Raw genomic sequence first — 24,840 nt, forward strand, 5'->3', positions numbered from 1 at the left:
GGACACGGCACCTGGGGGAGCCACGGCCGGGGGATCAGGGTGCCGCCTGCACCACGTCCCTCAGCTGTGCCAACAGTTCGGTGCCGCGCTCTATGCCGGGCCGGGTGAGGAGGCCGGATACGGAGTCGGACGTCTCACAGGCATCCGAGTGACTGGTACACCGAGCGGGTCGCGGCGGCGATCTGCGACCAGGTGCGGTCGCGGGCGACGATGCCGAACCGGGCGCGCAGAGCGCTGCCGTCGGGCGGGGGCTGAAGGAAGACGGGATCAACGACGTCCGGGACGACGCGTACCCGCTCCTCGGGCACCCCGCGCGCGACGATCTCGGCCTTCAGCGCCTCGCTCGGAGCCAGCACGGCGTCGGCCTCGCGCAGGCAGTACGTCTCCGACGGGTCCGGGGCGAGGAGCGGTTCGTCGGCGCCAGCACGCCCGGGGGGCCGCGCCGGCCGGGGTTCCGCCGGAAGGGTGCGCACCTCGTAGACCACGGGCAGCCCGTACGTCTCGCGCAGGGCGAGCGCCACACGGCCGTTGTCGTGGTCGCCCGCCGCGTGGAGCACCGAGGGCCGCAGTCGCTCGACGAGCCGCGCCGCCAGTTCGGCGTTGCGCGCGAGGAGCGGCCCGTCGCCGTGGGGCAGCCACCGGGGCAGGAGCCGGTGCTGGGGAACTCCGTCCAGCAGATCCAGCGAGCGAGCGTCGAACACACCGTGGGTGACCGGGAATCCGATGCGCGTCACCACGTGCGGATCGAGCCCCGCCTCCGACTGCGCCCGGGCGAGCGCCTGGGTGCGCAGGCAGTGGCCCGTGCTCTGGTGCGGCAGCCCGTCCGTGACCAGGTGCAGCACACGTCCGGGCACGGGCCGGATCGGGCGCCCGGCCGGAGCCGGTACGGGTGCGCAGGACGGCTCGGCCGACGGCCCGGACGGGCGTGCCCGCGTGGCCAGGACGGAGGCGGCCAGGGTGAGGGCACGTACGGGACGACGGGACGGACGACGGGGCATGCGGCCAGGCTAGGGCGCGCGGATGACGGGCGGATCACCCGGGGTGCGGGCCACTCGGACGGCGGGCGCACGGTGTGCGGCCCGGGTCCGGGCGGGCGCGGGGGTGCGGTGCGTGCGCGGGCGGTCGCCGCAGGAGTGGCGAGGGCGGCACGTCCGAGTCCCCGAACCGCCGGCGCGGTCCAGGACTCGGATGCGCGGGGCTCAGGCCGTGACCGTCTCCCGGCTCGTCGCCTCGCCCGCCGGGCGCTCGCCGAGCCGTTCCGTCGGCACCTTGTGCGTCTCGCGGGCGGTGAGCGCGGCCACGATCGGCGGGACGCACAGGGCCGCGGTGAACAGGGCCACCGACGACCAGTCGGTGCCGTCCGGCCCGGCGATCTCGGCGGCGAACGTCACCGCGAACCCGGCGACCGCGAAGCCGATCTGTGTGCCGATCGCCATGCCCGACATCCGGACCCGGGTGGAGAACATCTCACCGTAGAAGGAGGGCCACACGCCGTTCGCGGCGCTGTAGAGGACACCGAAGGCGACGATGCCCGTCAGCAGGATCAGCGGATAGGACCCGCTGGAGATCGCCCACAGGTACAGGAACATCGTCACCGCGCTGCCCACGGCACCGATGAGGTACACCGGGCGGCGGCCGACGCGGTCGGACAGCGCCGCCCACAGCGGGATCGCGGCAAGCGCGACGAGGTTGGCGAGCGCGCTCACCCACAGCATGGAGGAGCGGGACACGCCCACCGCGTCGCTCGTCGCGTACGCCAGCGCCCAGACCGTGAAGATGGTGCTCACCGAGGCGATGAGGGCGCCCGCGATCACCCGCAGCACGTCCGCCCAGTGTTCGCGCAGCAGCACCGCCAGCGGCAGCCGGGCCGGCCCCTCGGCGCCGGCCTGCCGGGCGAAGGCCGGTGTCTCCGCGAGCCTGCGGCGGATGACATAGCCGACGACGGCGACCGCGACGCTCAGCCAGAACGGGACGCGCCAGCCCCAGGACAGCAACTGCCTCTCCGGGAGCGCGGCGACCGGCAGGAAGACGAGCGTGGCGATGAGCTGGCCGCCCTGGGTGCCGCTGAGCGTGAAACTGGTGAAGAACCCGCGCCGGTGCGGGGGCGCGTGCTCCAGGCTCATGGAACTGGCGCTCGCCTGCTCGCCCGCCGCCGAGATTCCCTGCAGGACGCGGCACAGCACCAGCAGGACGGGGGCGAGGGTGCCGACCTCGGCGCGGGTGGGCAGACAGCCGATGAGGAACGTCGACAGGCCCATCAGGACCAGCGTGAACACCATGATCTTCTTACGCCCGGCCCGGTCGCCGTAGTGGCCGAGGAACAGCGCGCCGAGCGGACGGGCGGCGTACGCGACACCGAAGGTGGCCAGCGACAGCAGGGTCGCGGTGGCCGGGTCGGAGGCGTCGAAGAAGACCTTCGGGAAGATCAGCGCGGCAGCGCTGCCGTAGATGAAGAAGTCGTAGTACTCCAGGGCGCTGCCGATCCAGGCGGCCGTCGCGGCCTTCCTCGGCTGGCCGGGCGGGGCGGCGGCGTCGTCGGGCGGGGCGGGGACGGACACGACGGGCTCCTTCGAGGGACTCCACCGTAGACGAGACGGGCGGAGTGAGCGGATGGGGAGAGGCGCCGGATTCGGCTAATTAACCCACTGGGTAGTTAGTAGCGGTGGGTGGGATGTTGCGCCCGTGTTTCCCCGGTGTCAAGAGGTCGTGTCCGGACCGCCGGTGCGGCGGTCAGTCCTCCGTGCGGTCCGCCGTCAGATACGCGATCACCATGTCCCCGAGCATCCGGCGGTAGTGTTCCCGCTGGTCGGCGGCGACCAGGTCCCGGCCGAAGAGGGCGCCGAAGGTGTGCCGGTTGGCGACCCGGAAGAAGCAGAACGAGCTGATCAGCGCGTGCAGGTCGACTGCGTCGACATCGGCCGTGAACAGCCCGGACTTCCGGCCCGCCTCGAGGATGCGACCGGTCACCTCAAGGGCCGGCGAGCCGATCGTGCCGAGCTCCTCGGAGGCGGCGATGTGCTGGGCGTCGTGGATGTTCTCGATGCTCACCAGGCGGATGAAGTCGGGGTGCTGCTCGTGGTGGTCGAAGGTGACCTCGGCGAGCCGGCGGATGGCCGCGACCGGGTCCAGATGCTCGACGTCCAGTTCCTGCTCGGCCTGGCGGATCACCCCGTACGCCCGCTCCAGGACGGCCGTGAACAGCTGCTCCTTGCCACCGAAGTAGTAGTAGATCATCCGCTTGGTGGTGCGGGTGCGTGCGGCGATCTCGTCGACCCGGGCCCCGTCGTACCCGGCGCGGGCGAACTCCTGGGTGGCCACGTCGAGGATCTCGGCCTTCGTGCGGGCGGCGTCGCGGATGCGGCCGTTCGGTCGTGCCGGTTCGTCGACGCTCGTCATGGGGTTCCTTGGGGCGAGGGAAGGGCTGTCCGACTCGTTCGCGTGCCCGTGATTGTAGAAGCCCGGTCGCACCCCGTTCCCCCAAGGGCTTCCGCCGGCCGGTGACTGCTGCTATGACTAACGTACTAGTTCGTACATTACTGCCAGGAGGACGCCGGTGTCCCAGGACTCTTATCTCGTCGGTCTCATCGGCTCGGGCATCGGTCCCTCGCTCAGTCCCGCCCTGCACGAGAGGGAGGCCGACCGGCAGGGCCTGCGCTACCTGTACCGGCTGATCGACCTGGACCGTCTCGGCGCCGGTCCGGCGGCCGTGGGCGATCTCGTCCGGGCCGCCCGAGACCTGGGCTTCGACGGGCTCAACGTCACCCACCCGTGCAAGCAGCTGGTCATCCCGCACCTCGACGCGCTCGCCCCGCAGGCCGAGGCGCTCGGTGCCGTGAACACCGTCGTCTTCGAGGACGGCCGGGCCGTCGGCCACAACACGGACGTCACCGGCTTCGCCGCCTCCTTCGCCCGCGGGCTGCCCGACGCCCCGCTGGACCGCGTGGTGCAGCTCGGCGCGGGTGGCGCGGGCGCGGCCGTCGCGCACGCCCTGCTGACGCTCGGCGCCGGTCACGTCACCGTCGTCGACGCCCTGCCCGAGCGCGCCGCGGACCTCGCCGCCTCCCTGAGCCGGCACTTCGGCGCCGAGCGCGCGGCCGGAGCCCCCCTGGACGCGCTGCCGGCGGTCCTGACGGGCGCCGACGGCCTTGTGCACGCGACCCCCACCGGCATGGCCGCCCACCCCGGGCTGCCGCTCCCGGCCCGGCTGCTGCACCCCGGCCTCTGGGTCGCCGAGGTGGTCTACCGCCCGCTGGAGACCGAACTGCTGCGCACCGCTCGCACACTCGGCTGCGCCACGATCGACGGCGGCGGCATGGCCGTCTTCCAGGCCGCCGACGCGTTCCGCCTTTTCACCGGGCGGGAACCGGACAGCGCGCGCATGCTCACGGACATCACCGAACTGGCCGGGGCCACGGCCGCCCGTCAGTAGGGAAGGACCCCTGGTGCGTACCTCCATCGCCACCGTCTCGATCGGCGGATCCCTCACCGAGAAGCTCACCGCCGCGGCCCGCGCCGGGTTCGACGGGATCGAGATCTTCGAGAACGACCTGCTCGCCAGCCCGCTGAGCCCCGAGGATATCCGGGCCCGCTGCGCCGACCTCGGCCTGAGCATCGACCTCTACCAGCCGATGCGCGACATCGAGGCCGTGCCTGCGCAGGAGTTCGAGACCAATCTGCGCCGGGCCCGGCACAAGTTCCAGCTGATGAACCGGCTCGGCGCGGACACGGTCCTGGTCTGCTCCAGCGTCTCCCTGCATGCCGAGGACGACGACGCTCTCGCCGCCTGGCATCTGCGCCGACTCGCCGACCTCGCCCAGGAGTTCGGGATCCGCGTCGCCTACGAGGCACTCGCCTGGGGCCGGCACGTGAGCACGTACGACCACGCGTGGCGCGTCGTCGAGGCCGCGGACCACCCGGCGCTCGGCGTCTGCCTGGACAGCTTCCACATCCTCGCCCGGGGCAGTGACCCGAAGGGCATCGAGGACATCCCCGGAGAGAAGATCTTCTTCCTGCAACTGGCCGACGCCCCGCTGATGGCGATGGACGTCCTGCAGTGGAGCCGCCACTACCGCTGCTTCCCCGGCCAGGGCGGCTTCGACCTTGCCGGGTTCCTCGCCCATGTGCTGCGCGCCGGCTACAGCGGTCCGCTGTCCCTGGAGGTCTTCAACGACGTCTTCCGCCAGGCCGAGGCCGCCCCCACCGCCGTGGACGCCCGCCGCTCGCTGCTCGTCCTCCAGGAGGCGACCGGACTCGCGGCCCCGCCCCCGCCGGTGGTGCCGACCGGTGTCGCCTTCGCGGAACTCGTCACCCCGGACGTCGACCCGGTCTCCGCGGTCCTCGGCGCGCTCGGCTTCGCCCGCACGGCCCGGCACCGGACGAAACCCGTCGACCTGTGGGAGCAGGGCGCCGCCCGCGTCCTCGTCAACACCGGCCCGGCCGCACGCCGTGACGGCACCGCCCTCGCCGCCATCGGCCTGGAGTCCCCGGACCCGGAAGGAGCGGCCCGGCGCGCCGAGGCGCTGCTCGCCCCGGTCCTGCCACGCCGCCGCGCCCCGCAGGACGCGCCGCTGGAGGCGGTGTCCGCGCCCGACGGCACGGAGCTGTTCTTCTGCGCCACCGGACGGGCCGGACTCCCCGACTGGCGCGGGGACTTCGAGGAGGTCCCGCACGAAGTCCCGGCCTCCGGCATCGACCGCGTCGACCATCTCGCCCTCACCCAGCCCTGGCACCAGTTCGACGAGGCGGCCCTCTTCCACCGCAGCGTGCTCGGGCTGCACGCCCAGGAAAGCGTCGACGTCGCAGACCCCTACGGACTGCACCGCAGCCGCGCGGTCACCAACGCCGACGGCAGCGTGCGCATCGCCCTGAGCATCGGGCCCGCCCCGAGAGACGACGGCGCCCGGGCCCAGCACATCGCGCTCGCCACCGGGGACGTGATCTCGGCGGCCCGCCGCTTCCGCGAGGCGGGCGGCCGGCTCCTCGAGGTGCCCGCGAACTACTACGACGACCTGGCCGCCCGGTACGAGTTCGCCGACGGCGAGCTGGAGACGTACCGCGACCTCGGCATTCTCTACGACCGCGACGCGGACGGCGCCTTCCTGCACTGCTACACGCACACCGTGGGCCGCGTCTTCTTCGAACTGGTCCAGCGGGACGGCGGCTACCGGGGGTACGGCGCCCGGAACGCACCGGTGCGGCTGGCGGCGCAGCACGCGAGCCGACCGGTGCGGTGACGAAGGGCGTTACCGGTCTACAGGTCGAACTCGTGCGGCGGGAGGTCGAGTGCGAAGCACGCCTCCCGGACCACCGCCTGCTCGTCCTTGTCGAAGTCGCCGTCGGCGCCGCCGATGACGATGCCGATCTGGATGACGGCCCGCGCCTCGGCCGGCTTCTTCTTCGCCTTGCCGATCTCCTGCAACACGCTGACCTTGCCGAAGTCGAAGTCGGCGGTCAGCTTGTTCAGGTTGTCCTCGAAGCGGCGGCGCAGGTCGTCGGCCGGGAAGTTCTGCAGCACCTCGTTGGTGGCGATGAGCTGCGCCACGCGCTGCCGCTCGGACGGATCGACAGTCCCGTCGGCCGCCGCGACGAGCGCGCACATCGCCATGCTCGCGTCGCGGAACGCGCCGCTCTTCAGGTCGTTCTTCTTCGCCACGAGCTGCGTCTGCATCGTCGAGGCGGATTCCTTGATGCGGTCCCACAGAGCCATGTGGACTCCCTACGTCGTGGAGAAGGGCCCGCCCCCGGCGGGCGGGCCCTCGTCCCTGAAAGATCTCTACAGCAACCCAGAGGAGAACTGACGGGGAGTCGCGGAAGTTCCGGCCGTGTTCCACTCCGCGATCACGGGTCGGCCGTGCTCGGTGGAGAGCCGGCTGAGCGTGCCCGTGGCGAGCTGGAACAGCCGCCCCTCGGCGGCCGTGAGGCCGAGGTGCCGCGCGGTGAGGACGCGCAGGAAGTGGGCGTGGGCCACGAGGATCACGTCGCCCTCGGCGAGGTCGGGCCCGATGCGGGCCAGTACCCGGTCCGCACGTGCCCCGACCTCGTCCGGCGACTCACCGGGGTGCCCGGGCGGCCCCTGCGGGACGCCGTCGGTCCACAGGTACCAGTCGGGGCGGGTGCGGTGGATCTCGACGGTGGTGATGCCCTCGTAGCCGCCGTAGTCCCACTCGTGCAGATCCGGGTCGGGGACTGCGCCGGAGAGCCCGGCGAGTTCGGCGGTGCGTATCGCGCGGCCGAGGGGGCTGGTGAGGATGCGCGCGAAGGTGCGTCCGGCGAGCAGCGGGGCGAGGGACTTGGCCTGTTCCTCGCCCCGCTGGGTGAGCGGGAGGTCGGTGAAGCTGGTGTGCTGCCCCGTGACGCTCCACTCGGTTTCGCCGTGGCGGACCAGCAGGAGGTCGCCCACGGCTCGTTACTCCTTCGCGGACTCGACCGCGTGGCCGCCGAACTGGTTGCGCAGCGCGGCAATCATCTTCATCTGGGGGGAGTCGTCCTGCCGCGAGGCGAACCGGGCGAAGAGGGACGCCGTGATCGCCGGGAGCGGGACGGCGTTGTCGATGGCGGCCTCGACGGTCCAGCGGCCCTCGCCGGAGTCCTCGGCGTAGCCGCGAAGCTTGTCCAGGTGCTCGTCCTCGTCGAGCGCGTTGACCGCGAGGTCGAGCAGCCAGGAGCGGATGACGGTGCCCTCCTGCCAGGAGCGGAAGACCTCGCGGACGTTGTCCACGGACTTGATCTTCTCCAGCAGTTCCCAGCCCTCGGCGTAGGCCTGCATCATGGCGTACTCGATGCCGTTGTGGACCATCTTCGAGAAGTGGCCGGCACCGACCCTGCCCGCGTGGACGTAGCCGTACGGTCCCTCCGGCTTGAGCGCGTCGAAGATCGGCTGGAGCCGGTCGACGTGCTCCTTGTTGCCGCCGACCATCAGCGCGTAGCCGTTCTGCAGGCCCCACACACCGCCGGAGACGCCCGCGTCGATGAAGCCGATGCCCTTGATGCCGAGTTCGGCGGCGTGCTTCTCGTCGTCCGTCCAGCGGGAGTTGCCGCCGTCCACCACGATGTCGCCGGGGGAGAGCAGCGCGGCGAGTTCGTCGACGACGGACTGGGTGGGCGCGCCTGCCGGGACCATCACCCAGACCACGCGGGGGGCCTCGAGCTTCTCGACGAGCTCGTCCAGGCTCTTGACGTCGGAGACCTCGGGGTTGCGGTCGTAGCCGACGACGGTGTGGCCCGCGCGGCGGATCCGCTCGCGCATGTTGCCGCCCATCTTGCCGAGACCGATGAGTCCGAGCTGCATGTCAGTTCACTTCTTCCTGAGCGTTCTTGAGCGTGCGGTAGGCGGCCACGAGGGCGGCGGTGGACGGGTCGAGGCCGGGGACATCGACGCCCTGAGTCAGGGCGGGCTCGACGCGCTTGGCGAGCACCTTTCCGAGTTCGACGCCCCACTGGTCGAAGGAGTCGATGTTCCAGATCGCGCCCTGCACGAACACCTTGTGCTCGTAGAGAGCGATGAGCTGGCCGAGGACCGACGGGGTCGGCTCGGTGGCCAGGATCGTGGTGGTGGGGTGGTTGCCCTTGAAGGTGCGGTGCGGCACCTGCTCCTCGGGCACGCCCTCCGCGCGCACCTCCTGCTCCGTCTTGCCGAAGGCGAGCGCCTGGCCCTGCGCGAACAGGTTGGCCATCAGCAGGTCGTGCTGCGCCTTGAGCTCGTCGCTCAGCTCGGCGACGGGGTTCGCGAAGCCGATGAGGTCGGCCGGGATCAGCTTGGTGCCCTGGTGGATGAGCTGGTAGTAGGCGTGCTGCCCGTTGGTGCCCGGGGTGCCCCACACCACCGGGCCGGTCTGCCACTGCACCGGGTGCCCGTCGCGGTCCACCGACTTGCCGTTGGACTCCATGTCCAGCTGCTGCAGGTAGGCGGTGAACTTGGAAAGGTAGTGCGAGTACGGCAGCACCGCGTGCGACTGGGCGTCGAAGAAGTTGCCGTACCAGACGCCCAGCAGACCCAGGATCAGCGGCGCGTTGGCCTCGGCCGGGGCATTGCGGAAGTGCTCGTCGACGATGCGGAAGCCGTCCAGCATCTCCCGGAACCGCTCCGGACCGATCGCGATCATCAGCGACAGTCCGATGGCCGAGTCGTAGGAGTACCGGCCGCCGACCCAGTCCCAGAACTCGAACATGTTGTCCGGGTCGATGCCGAACTCGGTGACCTTCCCGGCGTTCGTCGACAGGGCGACGAAGTGCTTGGCGACCGCCTTCTCGTCCCCGTCGAACGCCGCGAGCAGCCAGGACCGGGCCGAGGTCGCGTTCGTGATCGTCTCGATCGTGGTGAACGTCTTCGACGCGACGATGAACAGCGTCTCCGCCGGGTCCAGGTCCCGCACCGCCTCGTGCAGGTCGGCACCGTCCACGTTCGAGACGAAACGGAACGTCAACTCCCGTGCGGTGTAGGCGCGCAGCGCCTCGTACGCCATCGCGGGGCCCAGGTCGGAGCCGCCGATGCCGATGTTGACGACGTTCTTGATGCGCTTGCCCGTGTGGCCGGTCCACTCGCCGGAGCGGACCCGGTCGGCGAAGTCGGTCATCTGGTCGAGCACCGCGTGCACCTTGGGCACCACGTTCTCGCCGTCGACCTCGATCACCGCATCACGCGGGGCGCGCAGCGCGGTGTGCAGCACGGCCCGGCGCTCCGTGGTGTTGATCTTCTCGCCGCGGAACATGGCGTCGCGCAACCCGAACACGTCGGTGGCGGTGGCCAGTTCCTGGAGCAGCGCCAGGGTCTCGTCGGTGATCAGGTGCTTGGAGTAGTCGATGCGCAGATCACCGACGCGCACGACATAGCGTTCCGCACGCCCGGGGTCCTGGTCGAACAGCTCCCGCAGGTGGGCGTGCCACTGGGCGCGGTGGTCCTCCAGTTCGGCCCACTCGGGCCGCCGGGTGAGCCTGGGGCTGTCAGACATGAGCGGCACCCTCCTTGGCACCGTCGCCGCCGCGCAGGGCGATGGCGTACATCTCGTCCGCGTCGAGGCGGCGCAGCTCCTCGGCGATCAGTTCGGAGGTCGGGCGTACCTTCAGCGCCAGGGTGCGCGAGGGCTGACCCGGCAGGGTGAGCGTGGCCAGCGGGCCCTCGGGACGGTCGATGACGATCTCGCCCTTGTCGGTGCCGAGCCGGACGGCCGTGACGACCGGTCCCGCGGTGACGACCCGGTCCACGGACACCTTCAGGCGGGCCTCCAGCCAGCGGGCCAGCAGCTCGGCGGCGGGGTTCTCCGCCTCGGCCTCCACGGCCGCGGAGATCACCTTCGTACGGGCCTGGTCGAGCGCGGCGGCCAGCATCGAGCGCCACGGCGTCAGCCGGGTCCAGGCGAGGTCCGTGTCACCCGGCGCGTACGAGGCGACCCGGGCCCGCAGCACGCGCTGCGGGTCCTCGACGGCGTACAGGTCGGTGATGCGGCGCTGCGCGAGGGCGCCCAGCGGGTCCTTGGCCGGGTTGTCCGGCGCGTCCACCGGCCACCACACGACGACGGGCGCGTCCGGCAGCAGCAGCGGCAGGACCACCGAGTCGGCGTGGTCGGAGACCTCGCCGTACAGCCGCAGCACGACCGTCTCTCCGGTGCCGGCGTCGGCGCCCACCCGGACCTCGGCGTCCAGGTGCGACCGGGTGCGGTCGCGCGGGGTGCGGGCCTGACGCTTGATGACCACCAGGGTCCGCGAGGGGTGCTCGTGCGAGGCGTCCTCGGCCGCCCTCATCGAGTCGTAGGCGTTCTCCTCGTCGGTCACGATGACCATGGTCAGGACCATGCCCACGGCGGGGGTGCCGAGGGCGCGTCGGCCCTGCACCAGCGCCTTGTTGATCTTGCTTGCCGTGGTGTCGGTCAGGTCGATCTTCATGGCCTGCGCCAGCTCCGTCCGTCTCGTGCGAGCATCTCGTCGGCTTCCCCGGGACCCCAGCTGCCCGAGGCGTACTGCGCGGGCTTGCCGTGCGTCGCCCAGTACTCCTCGATCGGGTCGAGGATCCTCCAGGACTCCTCCACTTCCTCCGTACGGGGGAAGAGGTTGGCGTCGCCGAGCAGTACGTCCAGGATCAGCCGTTCGTACGCCTCCGGGCTGGACTCGGTGAACGACTCGCCGTAGGCGAAGTCCATCGTGACGTCCCGGATCTCCATCGAGGTACCCGGCACCTTCGAACCGAAGCGAACGGTCATCCCCTCATCGGGCTGCACCCGGATGACGATCGCGTTCTGGCCCAGTTCCTCGGTGGCCGTGGTGTCGAAGGGGGAGTGCGGGGCCCGCTGGAAGACGACCGCGATCTCGGTCACCCGGCGGCCCAGGCGCTTGCCCGTCCTGAGGTAGAACGGCACGCCCGCCCAGCGGCGGTTGTCGACCTCCAGCTTGATCGCCGCGTAGGTGTCCGTGGTGGACGCGGGGTCGATGCCCTCCTCCTGGAGGTAGCCGCGCACCTTCTCGCCGCCCTGCCACGCGGCCGCGTACTGTCCGCGCACGGTGTGCGCCCCGAGGTCCTCCGGCAGCTTCACCGACTTCAGGACCTTCATCTTCTCGGTGACCAGCGATCCCGCGTCGAAGGCGATGGGCTCCTCCATGGCCGTCAGGGCCATCAGCTGGAGCAGGTGGTTCTGGATCACGTCGCGGGCGGCGCCGATGCCGTCGTAGTAGCCGGCCCGGCCGCCGATGCCGATGTCCTCGGCCATCGTGATCTGCACATGGTCCACGAAGGACCGGTTCCAGATCGGCTCGTACATCTGGTTGGCGAAGCGCAGCGCCAGGATGTTCTGGACGGTCTCCTTGCCCAGGTAGTGGTCGATGCGGAACACCTGGTCCGGCTCGAACACCTCGTGCACGATCCGGTTCAGCTCGCGGGCGCTCGCCAGGTCGTGGCCGAAGGGCTTCTCGATGACCGCGCGCCGCCAGGAGCCCTCGGGAGCGTCGGCGAGGCCGTGCTTCTTCAGCTGCTTCACGACCTTCGGGAAGAACTTCGGCGGCACCGACAGGTAGAAGGCGTAGTTGCCGCTGGTGCCCCGGGAGGCGTCCAGCTCGTCGACGGCGGACTTCAGCTGCTTGAAGGCCGTGTCGTCGTCGAAGTCACCGGGGATGAACCGCATGCCCTCGGCGAGCTGCTGCCAGACCTCCTCGCGGAAGGGCGTACGGGCGTGCTCGCGCACCGCGTCGTGCACCACCTGCGCGAAGTCCTGGTCCGCCCAGTCGCGCCGGGCGAACCCGACGAGCGAGAAGCCCGGCGGCAGCAGACCGCGGTTGGCCAGGTCGTAGACCGCCGGCATCAGCTTCTTGCGGGACAGGTCACCGGTGACACCGAAGATGACCAGCCCGGAAGGGCCCGCGATACGGGGCAGACGGCGGTCCCGGGGGTCGCGCAGCGGGTTGTCCCAGGCGGACGAACCGCTGTCGGGAGGGGTGAGGGCGGCTTCGAGCACCGACGTGCTCTCGGCCGGAGCCGCGCCCTGTGCCATGGTCTCGTCGCTCATTCCGTGTCCACTCCCTTGCTGTTCAGGGACTTCGTCACGGCGTCCAGCAGGTCCTGCCAGGCCGTCTCGAACTTCTCGACGCCCTCGTCCTCGAGCTGCTGCACGACCTCGTCGTAGGAGATCCCGAGCCGCTCCACGGCCGCGAGGTCGGCGCGGGCCTGCTCGTAGCCGCCGGTCACCGTGTCGCCCTGGATGTCGCCGTGGTCGGCGGTGGCCTTCAGGGTGGCTTCCGGCATGGTGTTGACCGTGCCCGGCGCGACCAGTTCGTCGACGTACAGGGTGTCCTTGTACGCCGGGTCCTTCACACCGGTGGAGGCCCACAGGGGGCGCTGCCTGTTCGCTCCCGCGGTCTCCAGCGCGCTCCACCGCTCGGAGGCGAACGCCTTCTCATAAGCCTCGTAGGCGAGTCGGGCGTTCGCGAGCGCAGCCCGGCCCTTCAGGGCGAGGGCCTCGTCGGTGCCGAGCTTCGTCAGGCGCTTGTCGATCTCGGTGTCGACGCGCGAGACGAAGAAGGAGGCGACGGAGTGGATGGCGGACAGGTCGAGCCCGGCCGCCCGGGCCTTCTCCAGGCCCGCGAGGTAGGCGTCCATCACCTGGCGGTAGCGCTCCAGGGAGAAGATCAGCGTCACGTTGACGCTGATGCCCTGGCCGATGACCTCCGTGATGGCCGGCAGGCCCGCCTCGGTCGCCGGAATCTTGATCATCACGTTGGGGCGGTCGACGAGCCAGGCCAGCTGCCTGGCCTCGGCGACGGTCGCCGCCGTGTTGTGGGCGAGCCGCGGGTCGACCTCGATGGAGACCCGGCCGTCGCGGCCGTCCGTCGCGTCGTACACGGGCCGCAGGATGTCGGCGGCGGCCCGGACGTCGGCGGTGGTCATCATGCGGACGGCCTCCTCGACCGTCACACCGCGCACGGCCAGGTCGGCCAGCTGCTCCTCGTACCCCTCTCCGGAGCCGATGGCGGCCTGGAAGATGGACGGGTTGGTGGTGACGCCCACCACGTGTTCGGTCTCGATGAGTTCGGCGAGGTTGCCGGACGCGATCCGCTTGCGGGACAGGTCGTCCAGCCAGATCGACACGCCCGCCTCGGACAGGCGCTTCAGGGGCTCCGCGGCTGCGGTTGCTTCGGTCACTGTGATCATCTTCCTTCTGGCGATCGGATCAACCGCGGACGGCGGCAAGGGATTCCCGGGCGGCGGCGGCCACGTTCTCGGGGGTGAAGCCGAACTCGGCGAACAGGGTCTTGGCGTCGGCGGAGGCGCCGAAGTGCTCCAGGGACACGATGCGTCCGGCGTCGCCGACGAACCGGTACCAGGTCAGGCCGATACCGGCCTCGACGGCCACCCTGGCCTTCACGGACGGCGGGAGGACACGCTCGCGGTACTCGGCGGGCTGCTCCTCGAACCACTCCACGGACGGCATCGACACCACCCGGGTGCCCACACCCTCGGCCTCCAGCCGCTCCCGCGCGGCGACGGCGAGCTGCACCTCGGAACCGGTGGCGATCAGGATGACGTCCGGGGTCCCGGTGGAGGACTCCTTCAGGACGTAACCGCCCTTGACCGCCTCGGGGTTCGGGGCGTACGTCGGCACGCCCTGGCGGGTGAGCGCGAGGCCGTGCGGGGCGGGGTTGGTGGAGTGCCGCTTGAGGATCTCGGCCCAGGCCATGGCGGTCTCGTTGGCGTCGGCCGGGCGGACGATGTTCAGACCCGGGATCGCCCGCAGGGACGCGAGGTGCTCGACCGGCTGGTGGGTGGGTCCGTCCTCACCGAGGCCGACGGAGTCGTGCGTCCACACGTACGTCACCGGCAGCTGCATGAGGGCGGACATGCGGACCGCGTTGCGCATGTAGTCGGAGAACACGAGGAACGTGCCGCCGTAGATACGGGTGTTGCCGTGCAGCGCGATGCCGTTCATCTCCGCGGCCATGGAGAACTCGCGGATGCCGAAGTGGATCGTGCGGCCGTACGGGCTCGCCTCCGGCAGTGGATTGCCCTTCGGCAGGAAGGACGACGTCTTGTCGATGGTCGTGTTGTTCGACCCGGCGAGGTCGGCGGAACCGCCCCACAGCTCGGGGATGACCGCACCGAGCGCCTGCAGCACCTTGCCGGAGGCGGCACGCGTGGCGACGGACGCGCCCTCCTCGAACTCCGGGAGCGCCTGCTCCCAGCCGTCGGGGAGCTGACCGGCCACGACACGGTCGTACAGCTTCGCGCGCTCGGGCTGGGCACCGCGCCACTCGGCGATCCGCTTGTCCCAGGCGGCGTGCGCCTCGGCGCCCCGGTCCAGGGCCTCGCGGGTGTGGGCGAGAACCTCGGGGGCCACCTCGAAGGACTTCTCAGGGTCGAAGCCGAGGACGCGCTTGGTGGCGGCGACCTCGTCCGCGCCGAGCGCCGAGCCGTGGGCGGCCTCGGTGTTCTGCGCGTTCGGAGCCGGCCAGGCGATGATCGTGCGCATCGCGATGATCGAGGGGCGCTCGGTCTCGGCCTGCGCCGCCTTCAGCGCCGCGTACAGCGCGTGGACGTCGATGTCGCCGTTCTCGGCGGGCTCGATGCGCTGGGTGTGCCAGCCGTAGGCCTCGTACCGCTTCAGGACGTCCTCGGAGAACGCCGTCGCGGTGTCGCCCTCGATGGAGATGTGGTTGTCGTCGTAGAGGAAGACGAGGTTGCCGAGCTTCTGGTGGCCGGCCATCGAGGAGGCCTCGGCGGAGACGCCCTCCTCCAGGTCGCCGTCGGAGACGATGGCCCAGATCGTGTGGTCGAAGGGGGACTCGCCCGCGGGGGCCTCAGGGTCGAACAGACCGCGCTCGTAGCGGGCGGCCATCGCCATGCCCACCGCGTTCGCGGCACCCTGGCCGAGCGGGCCCGTGGTGGTCTCGACACCGGCCGTGTGCCCGTACTCGGGGTGACCGGGCGTCTTCGAACCGTGCGTGCGGAACGCCTTCAGGTCGTCCAGCTCCAGCTCGTAGCCGGCCAGGAAGAGTTGTGTGTAGAGGGTCAGCGAGGTGTGGCCGGGGGAGAGGACGAAACGGTCACGGCCCGTCCACTCCGGATCCGCCGGATCATGGCGCATCACCTTTTGAAAGATCGTGTACGCGGCCGGGGCCAGGCTCATCGCGGTGCCCGGGTGGCCGTTGCCGACCTTCTGCACGGCGTCGGCCGCCAGAACGCGGGCGGTGTCGACGGCACGCCGGTCGAGCTCGGTCCATTCGAATCCGTCGGTGCTCTGCGCACTCATCTTCAAAGAGTCCTCACTGGATGCGGAATCGCTGGTGGAACGCATTCAAACCTAAAAGTCTGACTTTTGCCGGGGAAGGTGCGCCTGTGTCAGCCTTCGGTGAAAGTGGGACATCGGCAGCGGTACCGAGGCGGCACGAGAAGGACATGGCGGACAGAACCGTGCAAGACGGAGACGGGATCAGGACATACGCGTTCCCGGTCGACCGGAGCGTCTGCGGCGTCGGTATGCAGGTGGGCCCCATGGAGCCCGGTCGCACCTGGCACGACGACGCGCCGCTGGACCGTGTCCACCGCATCGATTTCCATGTCCTGATGCTCTTCACTGGCGGCCCCGTGACGCACATGGTGGATTTCGCCGAGTACGAGATGACCGACGGCGACCTTCTGTGGATCCGCCCCGGGCAGGTCCACCGCTTCTCCCGGGCGAGCGAGTACCGCGGCACCGTGCTCACCATGCAACCCGGCTTCCTGCCCCGTGCCACGGTGGAGGCCACGGGCCTTTACCGCTACGATCTGCCGCCCCTGCTGCACCCCGACGCCGCCCAGCTCGCCGCGCTCCGGGCGGCCCTCGCCCAGCTCCGGCGCGAGTACGAGGACACCACCACGCTGCCGCTCGCTCTGCACACCGAGGTGCTGCGGCACTCGCTGACCGCGTTCCTGGTACGCCTCGCGCACCTCGCGACCAGCTCCGCGGAGGCGGCCCGCGGCCAGATCGACACCACCTTCACCCGCTTCCGCGACGCGGTCGAGAAGGACTTCGCGACCAACCACAGCGTCAGCGCCTACGCCGACGCCCTCGGCTACTCGCGCCGCACCCTGGTCCGCGCCGTCCGCGCCGCCACCGGTCAGACGCCCAAGGGCTTCATCGACAGGCGCGTGACCCTCGAGGCCAAGCGCCTGCTGGCGCACACGGACCTGCCGATAGGCCGCGTCGGCGCCGCCGTGGGATTCCCCGACGCGGCGAACTTCTCCAAGTTCTTCCACCAGCACACGGACACGACGCCGGCGGCGTTCCGGGCGGAGCTGCGCTGAGTCCCGTGCATGGAAAGGGGCCCCACGCGCGCGTGGGGCCCCTTTCCCGGACTGAGGGGGTCAGTGCCCGAAGTCGAACCAGTTCACGTTGACGAAGTCGCTCGGCTGACCGCTGGTGAAGGTCAGATAGACGTCATGCGTGCCGGTCACGGAGGCGATGTTGGCCGGGACCGTCCTCCAGCTCTGCCAGCCGCCTATGTTGGCCACCGCGAAACTGCCGATCGGTGCGTTGCTGCGGCTGTCGAGGCGCACCTCGACCAGTCCGCTCACTCCGCCCGCCGCGCCGCTCGCGACCCGGCCGTAGAACTGCTTCGCGGCCGTGGAGCCGAAGTCGACGCCCTTGTACAGGGCCCAGTCGCCGTTCGCCAGCGAGCCGATGTCCTGGCCGCCGCCCGTGTCCGAGGTCGTCTCGGTGGCCACGCCGGACTGGCTGTCGTACGACTCGGCCTGGATCGCGCTGTAGGCGTCCCGGTTGCCCGACGGCGGGGGTGTGGTACCGCTCCCACCACCCGAGGACTGGAGGACCTGCACATAGTCGACCACCATCGGATGGCCGGGCTGCGTGTCGTTGTCCAGGCCGCCGCCGAGCGCGTCCGGGAAGGCGCCGCCCATCGCCACGTTGAGGATGACGAAGAACCCGTGGTTCGTGGCGTTGGTCCAGGTCGTCGCGTCGACCTGGTTGGCGGTGACCGTGTGGTAGTTGACGCCGTCGACGTAGAAGCGGATCGCTTCCGGGCTCGCCGAGCGGTCCCACTCCATGGTGTAGGTGTGGAAGCCGGACTGGCACGTCGTGTTCGGGCAGGGCGTGGAGTTGCCGATGCCGCTGGTCTCGTTGCACGGGCCGCCCGGGTTGGTGCCGCAGTGCATCGTGGCCCACGTCTTGTTCAGGCCCTGGACGTTCTCCATGATGTCCAACTCGCCGACACCGGGCCAGTTCTGGTAGTTCCCCCGGTAGGGCGCGCCCAGCATCCAGAACGCGGGCCAGTAGCCCTCGGCGGCGGTGCCGGTCACGTTCGGCATCTGCAGCCTGGCCTCGACGCGCAGCTTGCCGCCGGCCGGCGGCTGGAAGTCGGTGCGGGTGGTCTCGATGCGGCCCGAGGTCCAGTGGCCGGAGGCGTCGCGGCGCGGGGTGATGAGCAGGTTGCCGTTGCCGTCCAGCGAGACGTTGTTCGTGCTGGAGGTCATCGTCTCGACCTCGCCGGTGCCCCAGTTGGCGGGGCCGCCCGGATACGACGTCCCGGTGTCGTACTGCCAGTTGGACGTGTTGACGCCGGATCCGGCCGCGCCGTTGAAGTCGTCGAGGAAGACCTGGCTCCAGCCCGACGGGGGAGCGGGGGCGGAGGCGTTCGCGGACGGCGTCGCGACCGCGGCGGCGGCCACGGCGAGGCCCATCGCGCCGAGGACGGCGACGAACGCCCGCCTCACACTGCGCCGTCTGCGGGGTATGCCGGGGGAATCGCTCATGGGGGGTGCCTCTCGGTACGGGGAGTGGATGTGCGGGTGCCTGCTCGGCAGTGTTTGAGAGCGCTCTCAAGCGGGAGTTGCGCGCTCAATGTGCTCGCTGCCACCGCGGTCGTCAAGAGATGAAGCAGAGAAAGTCCCTCCGGGGGTGGGGAGTTCAGGCGGTGAAGGAAGAGGTATCTGTGTTCGCCAGGCCGGACAAGGCCGCGGTGCCCGCTGTCAGAGGGCCCGGTCAGAGTGCGGGAGCCGTTGACGCCAGAGGGTGGGATCATGCCTGTTCGGAACGCCGTTGAGGTCATCTACTGCGCGGTGCGCGCCTGCCGTTGCCGGCGCAGCCCGGCCGCAAGCCGTATGCCCCGGCGCCTCGCGCAACGCCTCGCCCGCTCCGTGCGGTCAGGCGTCAGCGTGCCGCCGGCTGCCACCCCAGCGCTCGTGAGATCCCCCGCGCGGCGAGCCGCACCGCCGGGACAAGCGCCGGTACCTGGGCCGTCGCGTACGGGACCACGACCGACACCGCTGCGGTCACCCTGCCGTCGCGGCCGCGTACCGGGGCCGCCACCGACAGGGCGTCGTCGGTGACCTGACGGCTGCTCACCGCGGCGCCCGAGCGCCGTACCTCGGCCAGTTCGCGGCGCAGCCGCACCGGATCCGTGAGGGTGTACGGGGTGAACCCGGCCAGCGGTCCCTCGCAGTACTCCTCCTGGAAGGCCTGCTCGCTGTGGGCCAGCAGCGCCAGCCCCACCCCGGTGGCGTGCAGCGGCCAGCGGGCGCCCACCCGGATGTGCACGCCGACGGCGGAGCGCCCCGAGAGCCACTCGATGTACACGACGTCCGTGCCGTCGCGCACCGCCAGTTGCACGTTCTCGTGCGTCGCCTCGTACAGGTCCTCCAGGTACGGCAAGGCCACCTGACGCAGCGCCAGCCCGCGCGGGGCGAGCGCGGCGACCTCCCACAGCCTCAGGCCCACGTGGTAGACGCCGTCCGCGTCCCGCTCGAGGGCGCCCCACTCGGTCAGCGCCCCCACCAGCCGGTGCGTGGTGGTGAGGGTGAGCCCGGCCCGGCGGCTGATGTCGGTGAGGCAGAGCGCCGGATGCGCGTGGTCGAAGGCCGCGAGCACGGCGAGCAGCCGGTCCGGCGCGGAGCGCACCGTCTGCGGGGGCAGGGCGTCGGTGGTCATCGGTGCCGGGTCACCCGAGCCCGGTCTCGGCGACTCTGAGCAGCAGCGCGTGCAGGACCTCCCGCTCGTCGGCTTCGAGCGGCCGGAGCAGTTCGCCCGTGACTCTGAGCCCGGCCTCGTCGGTGTCGCGCAGGAAGGCCCGGCCGGCCTCGGTCAGCACGACGATACGGCTGCGCCGGTCGTCCGGGGAGGGGCGGCGCTCGGCGAAGCCCAGCTTCTCCAGGTCGTCGACCAGGCCGACGATCGCGCTCGGGTCGTAGCCGAGGGAGGTGCTCAGCTCCCGCTGGAGGGCGCCCTCGGAGGTGGCGAGGAAGCGCAGCAGGGCGTAGTGGCGCAGCCGCAGGCCGGACTCCTGGAGGAAGGCGTTGAACAACTGACCCGAGCGCAGCCCGAGCCGGTACAGCAGATAGCCGGTGTCCGCGTGCAGCCCGCGCATCCACGGCTCCCGGGCGTCGATGGGGGCGGCGGAGGTCGGGACGTGCTGCTGGCCGGTGATGACGGGCTCCCTGGGCCGGGCCTCCGGACGGAGGCGGTACGGACTGCTGCCCACAGCATGCCGCACGGACCGGTCGGCAACAACTATTGACGACAACAATGATTGTCCTTAGCTTCGATCTCGAAGCCGCACGCCACCGCGGCCCGCAGGCGCCTGCCGCAGCGCGCCCCGGTGGCCGACCCGTCTGGAAGGGACCCGCTCGTGCCCAGCATCGATCTGACCGGCAAGGTGGCCGTCGTCACCGGAAGCGGCCGTGGCCTCGGCCTGGCCTACGCCCACGCACTGGCCGCCCACGGCGCCGCCGTGGTCGTGAACGACGTCGACGAGGCCGTCGCCGAGCAGGCCGTGAAGTCCATCACCGAGGCGGGCGGCAAGGCCGTGGCCGAGGTCGTCGCGGTCGGCACCAGCGAGGCCGCCGACCGGCTGGTGGCCCGCGCCGTGGAGGAGTTCGGCCGACTGGACATCCTGGTCACCAACGCCGGCATCCTGCGCGACAAGGTGCTGTGGAAGATGACCGACGACGACTTCGACGCGGTGATCAGCACCCATCTGCGCGGCACCTTCACCTGCGCCCGCGCCGCCGCCGTCCGGATGCGCGAACAGGGTGAGGGCGGAACCCTGATCCTGGTCGGCTCCCCGGCCGGCCAGCGCGGCAACTTCGGCCAGACCAACTACGCCGCCGCCAAGGCCGGCATCGCCGCCATGGCCCGCACCTGGTCGATGGAGCTGGCCCGCGCGAACGTCACCGTCAACGCGATCGTTCCGGTCGCCGCCACCGCCATGACCGAGACCATCCCGGCCTTCGCCCCCTACATCGAGGCGATGAGGAACGGCGAGCCGCTGCCGGACTTCCTCCGCAAGGGCGAGGGCTTCGGCACCCCCGAGGACTGCGCCGCCCTCGTGCCCTTCCTCGCCTCCGAGGCGGCGCGCGGCGTGACCGGCCAGTGCATCGGCATCGGCGGTGACAAGGTGGCACTCTGGTCGCATCCGCAGGAGATCAGAACGGCTTACGCGGACGGCGGCTGGTCCCCGGACACCCTCGCCGACGTGTGGGCCACCTCGGTCGGCGCCGAACCGCAGACCGTCGGCATCCCCGCGCCGAAGTTCCCGGAGGCGTGATGGACCTGAACGAACTCGTCGCGATCGACGTCCACACCCACGCCGAGGTCTCCTCCAAGGGGCACTCCTCGCTGGACGACGACCTGCACGACGCCTCCTCCGCCTACTTCAAGGTGGAGGGCAAGCGGAAGCCGACCCTGGAGGAGACGGCCGCGTACTACCGCGAGCGGAAGATGGCCGCCGTGATCTTCACGGTCGACGCCGAGTCCGCCACCGGCGCCGAGCCCGTGCCCAACGAGGAGGTCGCCGAGGCCGCCGCCGCGAACCCGGACGTGCTCATCCCGTTCGCCTCCATCGATCCCTTCCGCGGCAAGGCCGGCGTGAAGCAGGCCCGGCGCCTGGTCGAGGAGTACGGGGTGAAGGGCTTCAAGTTCCACCCCAGCATCCAGGGCTTCTTCCCCAACGACCGCTCGGTGGCGTACGACCTGTACGAGGTCATCGAGGAGAGCGGCGCCATCGCCCTGTTCCACACCGGCCAGACCGGGATCGGCGCCGGCGTACCCGGCGGGGGCGGGATCAGGCTCAAGTACTCCAATCCGCTGCACGTGGACGACGTCGCCGCCGACTTCCCCCATCTGAAGATCATCCTGGCGCACCCGTCGTTCCCCTGGCAGGACGAGGCCCTCGCGGTCGCCACGCACAAACCCGGCGTGCACATCGACCTCTCCGGCTGGTCGCCGAAGTACTTCCCGCCGCAGCTCGTGCAGTACGCCAACACCTTGCTCAAGGACAAGGTGCTCTTCGGCTCGGACTTCCCCGTCCTCACCCCCGACCGCTGGCTCGCCGACTTCGAGAAGTTGTCGATCAAGGACGAGGTGAGGCCGAAGATCCTCAAGGAGAACGCCGCCCGACTGCTCGGGCTGACGAAAGCGTAAAGGGGCCGTGAGATGCGCAACGAGGGACTGGGTTCGTGGCCCGCACGCCGGGCCCGCAAGACCCCGCACCGCACCGCCCTGATCCACGGCGACCGGAGCGTCACCTACGCGGAGCTGTACGAACGCACCACCCGCCTCGCGCACGCCCTGCGCGCCCGCGGTGTCCGCCGCGGCGACCGGATCGCCTACCTCGGCCCCAACCACCCCGCCTACCTGGAGACGCTGTTCGCGGCGGGCACCCTCGGCGCGGTCTTCGTCCCGCTCAACATCCGCCTCGCCGGACCCGAGATCGCCTACCAGCTCGCCGACTCGGGCGCCAAGGCCCTCGTCCACGCGCCCTCGCTGGCCGCGCTCGTCGCCGGGCTGCCAGGCAGCACCGACGTGCGGGCGTACGTGGAAGTGGGCGCCGAGTACGAGGAGTTGCTGGCCGCCGCGAGCGACGAGCCGATCGACCAGCCCGTCCCCCTCGACGACACCTGCATCATCATGTACACCTCGGGGACCACGGGCCGGCCGAAGGGCGCCATGCTCACCCACGGCAACCTGGTCTGGAACGCGTTCAACGTCCTCGTCGACCACGACCTGATCGCCGAGGAACGCGCCCTGGTCTCCGCCCCCTTGTTCCACACGGCCGGGCTGAACATGCTCACCCTGCCTGTCCTGCTCAAGGGCGGCACCTGCGTCCTGGTCGAGTCCTTCGACCCGGAGGCCACCTTCGACCTGATCGAACGCCACCGGATCAGCTTCATGTTCGGGGTGCCGACCATGTTCGACCAGGTGGCCCGGCATCCGCGCTGGGACGGGGCCGACCTGTCCAGCCTCCGCATCCTCACCTGCGGCGGCTCCCCGGTGCCGACCCCGCTGATCGCGAAGTACCAGCAGCGCGGGCTCACCTTCCTCCAGGGCTACGGCATGACGGAGGCCGCGCCCGGCACGCTCTTCCTGGACGCCGAGCACGCGGTCGGCAAGGCGGGTTCGGCCGGTGTGCCGCACTTCTTCAGCGACGTACGGGTGGTGCGGCCCGACCTCGCACCGGTCGACGTCGGCGAGACGGGCGAGGTCGTGGTGCGCGGCCCGCACGTCATGTCCGGCTACTGGGGGCTGCCGGAGGAGACCGCGGCCGTGTTCGCCGACGGCTGGTTCCGCAGCGGGGACGCCGCCCGTGTGGACGAGGACGGGTACGTCTACATCGTCGACCGCATCAAGGACATGATCATCTCGGGTGGCGAGAACATCTACCCCGCCGAGATCGAGGACCGGCTCCTCGCGCACCCCGACATCGTCGAGTGCGCCGTCATCGGCGTGCCCGACGAGAAGTGGGGCGAGGTACCGCGCGCGGTCGTCGTCCCCCGCGAGGGCGCCACGCTCGATCCGGACGAGGTGATCGCCTCACTCTCCGGCCGGCTGGCCAAGTACAAGATCCCCAAGTCGGTGGTGATCGCGGACGCCCTCCCGCGCACCGCCTCCGGAAAGCTCCTCAAGTCCCGGGTCCGCTCCCGGTACGGCACCGACTCCCAGGCAAAGGACCACAGATGAGCATCACCGTCAACGGCCTCGACGAACTCAAGAAGCTGGCCGGCAGCGACCTCGGCACCAGCGAGTGGATCGAGGTCACCCAGGAGCGGATCAACACCTTCGCCGATGCCACGGGCGACCACCAGTGGATCCACGTCGATCCGGAGAAGGCGAAGGACGGCCCGTTCGGCGCGCCCATCGCGCACGGCTATCTGACCCTCTCCCTCTTCATCCCGCTCTTCACCGAGCTGCTGGAGGTCGAGGGCGTGTCGACGAAGGTCAACTACGGCCTGAACAAAGTGCGTTTCCCGGCACCGGTGAAGGTCGGCTCCCGCATCCGGCTGGTCGCGAAGCTCGCCTCGGTGGAGGACGTGCCGGGCGGGGTGCAGATCGCCGTCGACGGCACGATAGAGATCGAGGGCGGCGGGAAGCCCGCGGCGGTCCTGCAGAGCCTGTCGCGGTTCTACGCCTGAGGCAGGGGGTTCTGCCTCGGGCATGCGTTCTGAGGAACGCGCGTTCGGTATGAGCAGGGGCAGCGACAGGGACATGGGCAGGGCCGCGCGACGCACGTCGGAAGCCCTGGCCGGGTTCCTCCGGCGGCGGGTGACAATGCGCACGGGAGTCCTCCCCGCGCCCGCCGCAACCTCGCCCCCTCTTCCCCCGTCTAACTGGCATGCAGGGCCCGCGTGCCGGGTCCCGCTTCCAGACCAGGGGGAAGCCCATGCGCGTCCAGCAGTTCCGCAAGGTTCCGGCCGCCGCCGTGGTGCTCGCGGCGGGACTCGGGCTCACCGCCTGCAACGGCGACGACGGCAAGCACAGCGGGGTGAGCTCCGTTCCGTCCGCCACCGCGTCCACGTCAGGGGCCTCCCAGGGCTCCGGCAGCGGTCCGGCAGGCGGCGGCACCTCGGCGACGGCCACCTCCGGCACCGCGACCGGCGGCACGAGCAGCGCGTCCGGATCGGCCACGGCGTCCGGCTCCACCACGGGGTCCGGCTCGCCCACGGCGTCCGCGGGACCGCGCACCACCGCGAGGGTGCCCGCCCGGTGCGGGACCACCCATCTGACCTTCGCCAAGGGCGACGCGTACGGCAAGGGCCCGTACTCGAACATTCCCGTGAGGCTGACCAACTCCGGCCCCGCCCCCTGCACCCTGCACGGCTTCCCGGACGTGGACCTGGTCGGCAAGGACGGACACGTCCATGCCCGGCGAAGCGTCGAGGCGCCGCACACCGTCGTCCTCACCCCGGGCCGGAGCGCGACCTTCCTGCTGGTCGTGCCGCAGAACTACGGTGGCGGCAGCGGAGTGACCTTCACCCGCGCGGTGATCACCCTGCCGCGTGAGATCCACCCGCATATCCTGCGGCTCAGGGTGAACCTGCCCGCCAAGGGCGACGGTCCCGACGACCACACCGTGATCGTCGGCCCCGTCACCCGCTAG

22 protein-coding genes are annotated in these 24,840 nt (G+C 71.0%); 8 read left to right on the forward strand and 14 right to left on the reverse strand.

Translation table 11 applies throughout. From position 1 onward, the window contains the following. Positions 1-134 precede the first annotated feature (134 nt). The 3 genes from ACFYZE_RS07490 to ACFYZE_RS07500 all read right to left on the reverse strand — a co-directional run bounded on the left by ACFYZE_RS07490 (position 135) and on the right by ACFYZE_RS07500 (position 3,396). Positions 135-998, reverse strand: a complete 864-nt coding sequence (locus ACFYZE_RS07490; RefSeq protein ID WP_388989850.1) for a glycosyltransferase — start codon at positions 996-998, stop codon at positions 135-137. Between the two features lie 201 nt (positions 999-1,199). Continuing rightward, positions 1,200-2,558 (reverse strand): MFS transporter, encoded by a 1,359-nt coding sequence (locus ACFYZE_RS07495; protein ID WP_388989852.1) that lies wholly within the window; start codon positions 2,556-2,558, stop codon positions 1,200-1,202. A gap of 172 nt (positions 2,559-2,730) precedes the next feature. After that, complete coding sequence (locus ACFYZE_RS07500) at positions 2,731-3,396, reverse strand: TetR/AcrR family transcriptional regulator (protein WP_388989854.1); 666 nt, start codon at positions 3,394-3,396, stop codon at positions 2,731-2,733. A gap of 157 nt (positions 3,397-3,553) precedes the next feature. Here ACFYZE_RS07500 and ACFYZE_RS07505 point away from each other — a divergent pair, with 157 nt between their 5' ends. Next, positions 3,554-4,429 carry a shikimate dehydrogenase gene (locus ACFYZE_RS07505; RefSeq protein ID WP_388989856.1) on the forward strand — a complete coding sequence of 292 codons (876 nt, stop codon included), beginning with the start codon at positions 3,554-3,556 and terminating at the stop codon, positions 4,427-4,429. 13 nt (positions 4,430-4,442) lie between these two features. After that, positions 4,443-6,233 (forward strand): bifunctional sugar phosphate isomerase/epimerase/4-hydroxyphenylpyruvate dioxygenase family protein, encoded by a 1,791-nt coding sequence (locus ACFYZE_RS07510; protein ID WP_388989858.1) that lies wholly within the window; start codon positions 4,443-4,445, stop codon positions 6,231-6,233. Positions 6,234-6,250: 17 nt separating this feature from the next. Here the strand turns inward: ACFYZE_RS07510 and ACFYZE_RS07515 are convergent, their stop codons facing one another. The 8 genes from ACFYZE_RS07515 to tkt form a co-directional block, all read right to left on the reverse strand. After that, on the reverse strand, positions 6,251-6,706 hold the full coding sequence (locus tag ACFYZE_RS07515; RefSeq protein ID WP_388989860.1) for a tellurite resistance TerB family protein: 456 nt from the start codon (positions 6,704-6,706) through the stop codon (positions 6,251-6,253). Positions 6,707-6,772: 66 nt separating this feature from the next. After that, a complete protein-coding gene (locus ACFYZE_RS07520) occupies positions 6,773-7,399 on the reverse strand; it encodes a histidine phosphatase family protein (RefSeq protein ID WP_388989862.1) in 627 nt (208 codons plus the stop codon). 6 nt (positions 7,400-7,405) lie between these two features. Next, complete coding sequence (gnd, locus tag ACFYZE_RS07525) at positions 7,406-8,287, reverse strand: phosphogluconate dehydrogenase (NAD(+)-dependent, decarboxylating) (RefSeq protein WP_388989864.1); 882 nt, start codon at positions 8,285-8,287, stop codon at positions 7,406-7,408. 1 nt (position 8,288) lies between these two features. Further along, entirely contained in the window at positions 8,289-9,947 is a 1,659-nt protein-coding gene (pgi, locus tag ACFYZE_RS07530) for a glucose-6-phosphate isomerase (RefSeq protein ID WP_388989866.1), read from the reverse strand. Then, a complete protein-coding gene (gene opcA / locus ACFYZE_RS07535; protein WP_388989868.1) occupies positions 9,940-10,878 on the reverse strand; it encodes a glucose-6-phosphate dehydrogenase assembly protein OpcA in 939 nt (312 codons plus the stop codon). Before opcA ends, pgi begins: the two co-directional genes overlap by 8 nt. Then, positions 10,875-12,488, reverse strand: coding sequence for a glucose-6-phosphate dehydrogenase (gene zwf / locus ACFYZE_RS07540; RefSeq protein ID WP_388989870.1), 1,614 nt, complete (start codon positions 12,486-12,488; stop codon positions 10,875-10,877). Before zwf ends, opcA begins: the two co-directional genes overlap by 4 nt. After that, complete coding sequence (tal, locus tag ACFYZE_RS07545; RefSeq protein ID WP_388989872.1) at positions 12,485-13,630, reverse strand: transaldolase; 1,146 nt, start codon at positions 13,628-13,630, stop codon at positions 12,485-12,487. Before tal ends, zwf begins: the two co-directional genes overlap by 4 nt. Before the next feature lie 19 nt (positions 13,631-13,649). Further along, positions 13,650-15,725 (reverse strand): transketolase, encoded by a 2,076-nt coding sequence (gene tkt / locus ACFYZE_RS07550; protein WP_388989874.1) that lies wholly within the window; start codon positions 15,723-15,725, stop codon positions 13,650-13,652. Positions 15,726-15,871: 146 nt separating this feature from the next. Between tkt and ACFYZE_RS07555 the strand changes: the two genes are divergently transcribed. Next, positions 15,872-16,759 (forward strand): helix-turn-helix domain-containing protein, encoded by an 888-nt coding sequence (locus tag ACFYZE_RS07555; RefSeq protein WP_388989876.1) that lies wholly within the window; start codon positions 15,872-15,874, stop codon positions 16,757-16,759. 60 nt (positions 16,760-16,819) lie between these two features. Here ACFYZE_RS07555 and ACFYZE_RS07560 read toward each other — a convergent pair whose 3' ends face one another. The 3 genes from ACFYZE_RS07560 to ACFYZE_RS07570 form a co-directional block, all read right to left on the reverse strand. Beyond that, positions 16,820-18,223, reverse strand: coding sequence for a glycoside hydrolase family 16 protein (locus ACFYZE_RS07560; protein WP_388989878.1), 1,404 nt, complete (start codon positions 18,221-18,223; stop codon positions 16,820-16,822). A gap of 397 nt (positions 18,224-18,620) precedes the next feature. After that, on the reverse strand, positions 18,621-19,397 hold the full coding sequence (locus tag ACFYZE_RS07565) for an IclR family transcriptional regulator (protein ID WP_388989880.1): 777 nt from the start codon (positions 19,395-19,397) through the stop codon (positions 18,621-18,623). Between the two features lie 10 nt (positions 19,398-19,407). Further along, positions 19,408-19,833 (reverse strand): MarR family winged helix-turn-helix transcriptional regulator, encoded by a 426-nt coding sequence (locus ACFYZE_RS07570; RefSeq protein ID WP_388990563.1) that lies wholly within the window; start codon positions 19,831-19,833, stop codon positions 19,408-19,410. Positions 19,834-20,094: 261 nt separating this feature from the next. Between ACFYZE_RS07570 and ACFYZE_RS07575 the strand changes: the two genes are divergently transcribed. The 5 genes from ACFYZE_RS07575 (at position 20,095) to ACFYZE_RS07595 (ending at position 24,840) form a co-directional block, all read left to right on the forward strand. After that, positions 20,095-21,012 carry an SDR family NAD(P)-dependent oxidoreductase gene (locus ACFYZE_RS07575; protein WP_388989882.1) on the forward strand — a complete coding sequence of 306 codons (918 nt, stop codon included), beginning with the start codon at positions 20,095-20,097 and terminating at the stop codon, positions 21,010-21,012. Continuing rightward, positions 21,012-21,887, forward strand: a complete 876-nt coding sequence (locus ACFYZE_RS07580) for an amidohydrolase family protein (RefSeq protein WP_388989884.1) — start codon at positions 21,012-21,014, stop codon at positions 21,885-21,887. Before ACFYZE_RS07575 ends, ACFYZE_RS07580 begins: the two co-directional genes overlap by 1 nt. Positions 21,888-21,899: 12 nt before the next feature. Beyond that, positions 21,900-23,423, forward strand: coding sequence for an o-succinylbenzoate--CoA ligase (gene menE / locus ACFYZE_RS07585; RefSeq protein WP_388989886.1), 1,524 nt, complete (start codon positions 21,900-21,902; stop codon positions 23,421-23,423). Then, positions 23,420-23,875, forward strand: a complete 456-nt coding sequence (locus ACFYZE_RS07590) for a MaoC family dehydratase (protein WP_388989888.1) — start codon at positions 23,420-23,422, stop codon at positions 23,873-23,875. Before menE ends, ACFYZE_RS07590 begins: the two co-directional genes overlap by 4 nt. 248 nt (positions 23,876-24,123) lie before the next feature. Continuing rightward, positions 24,124-24,840, forward strand: a complete 717-nt coding sequence (locus tag ACFYZE_RS07595; RefSeq protein WP_388989890.1) for a DUF4232 domain-containing protein — start codon at positions 24,124-24,126, stop codon at positions 24,838-24,840.

The sequence above is a fragment of the Streptomyces sp. NPDC001796 genome (assembly GCF_042892355.1).
Lineage (GTDB): Bacteria > Actinomycetota > Actinomycetes > Streptomycetales > Streptomycetaceae > Streptomyces.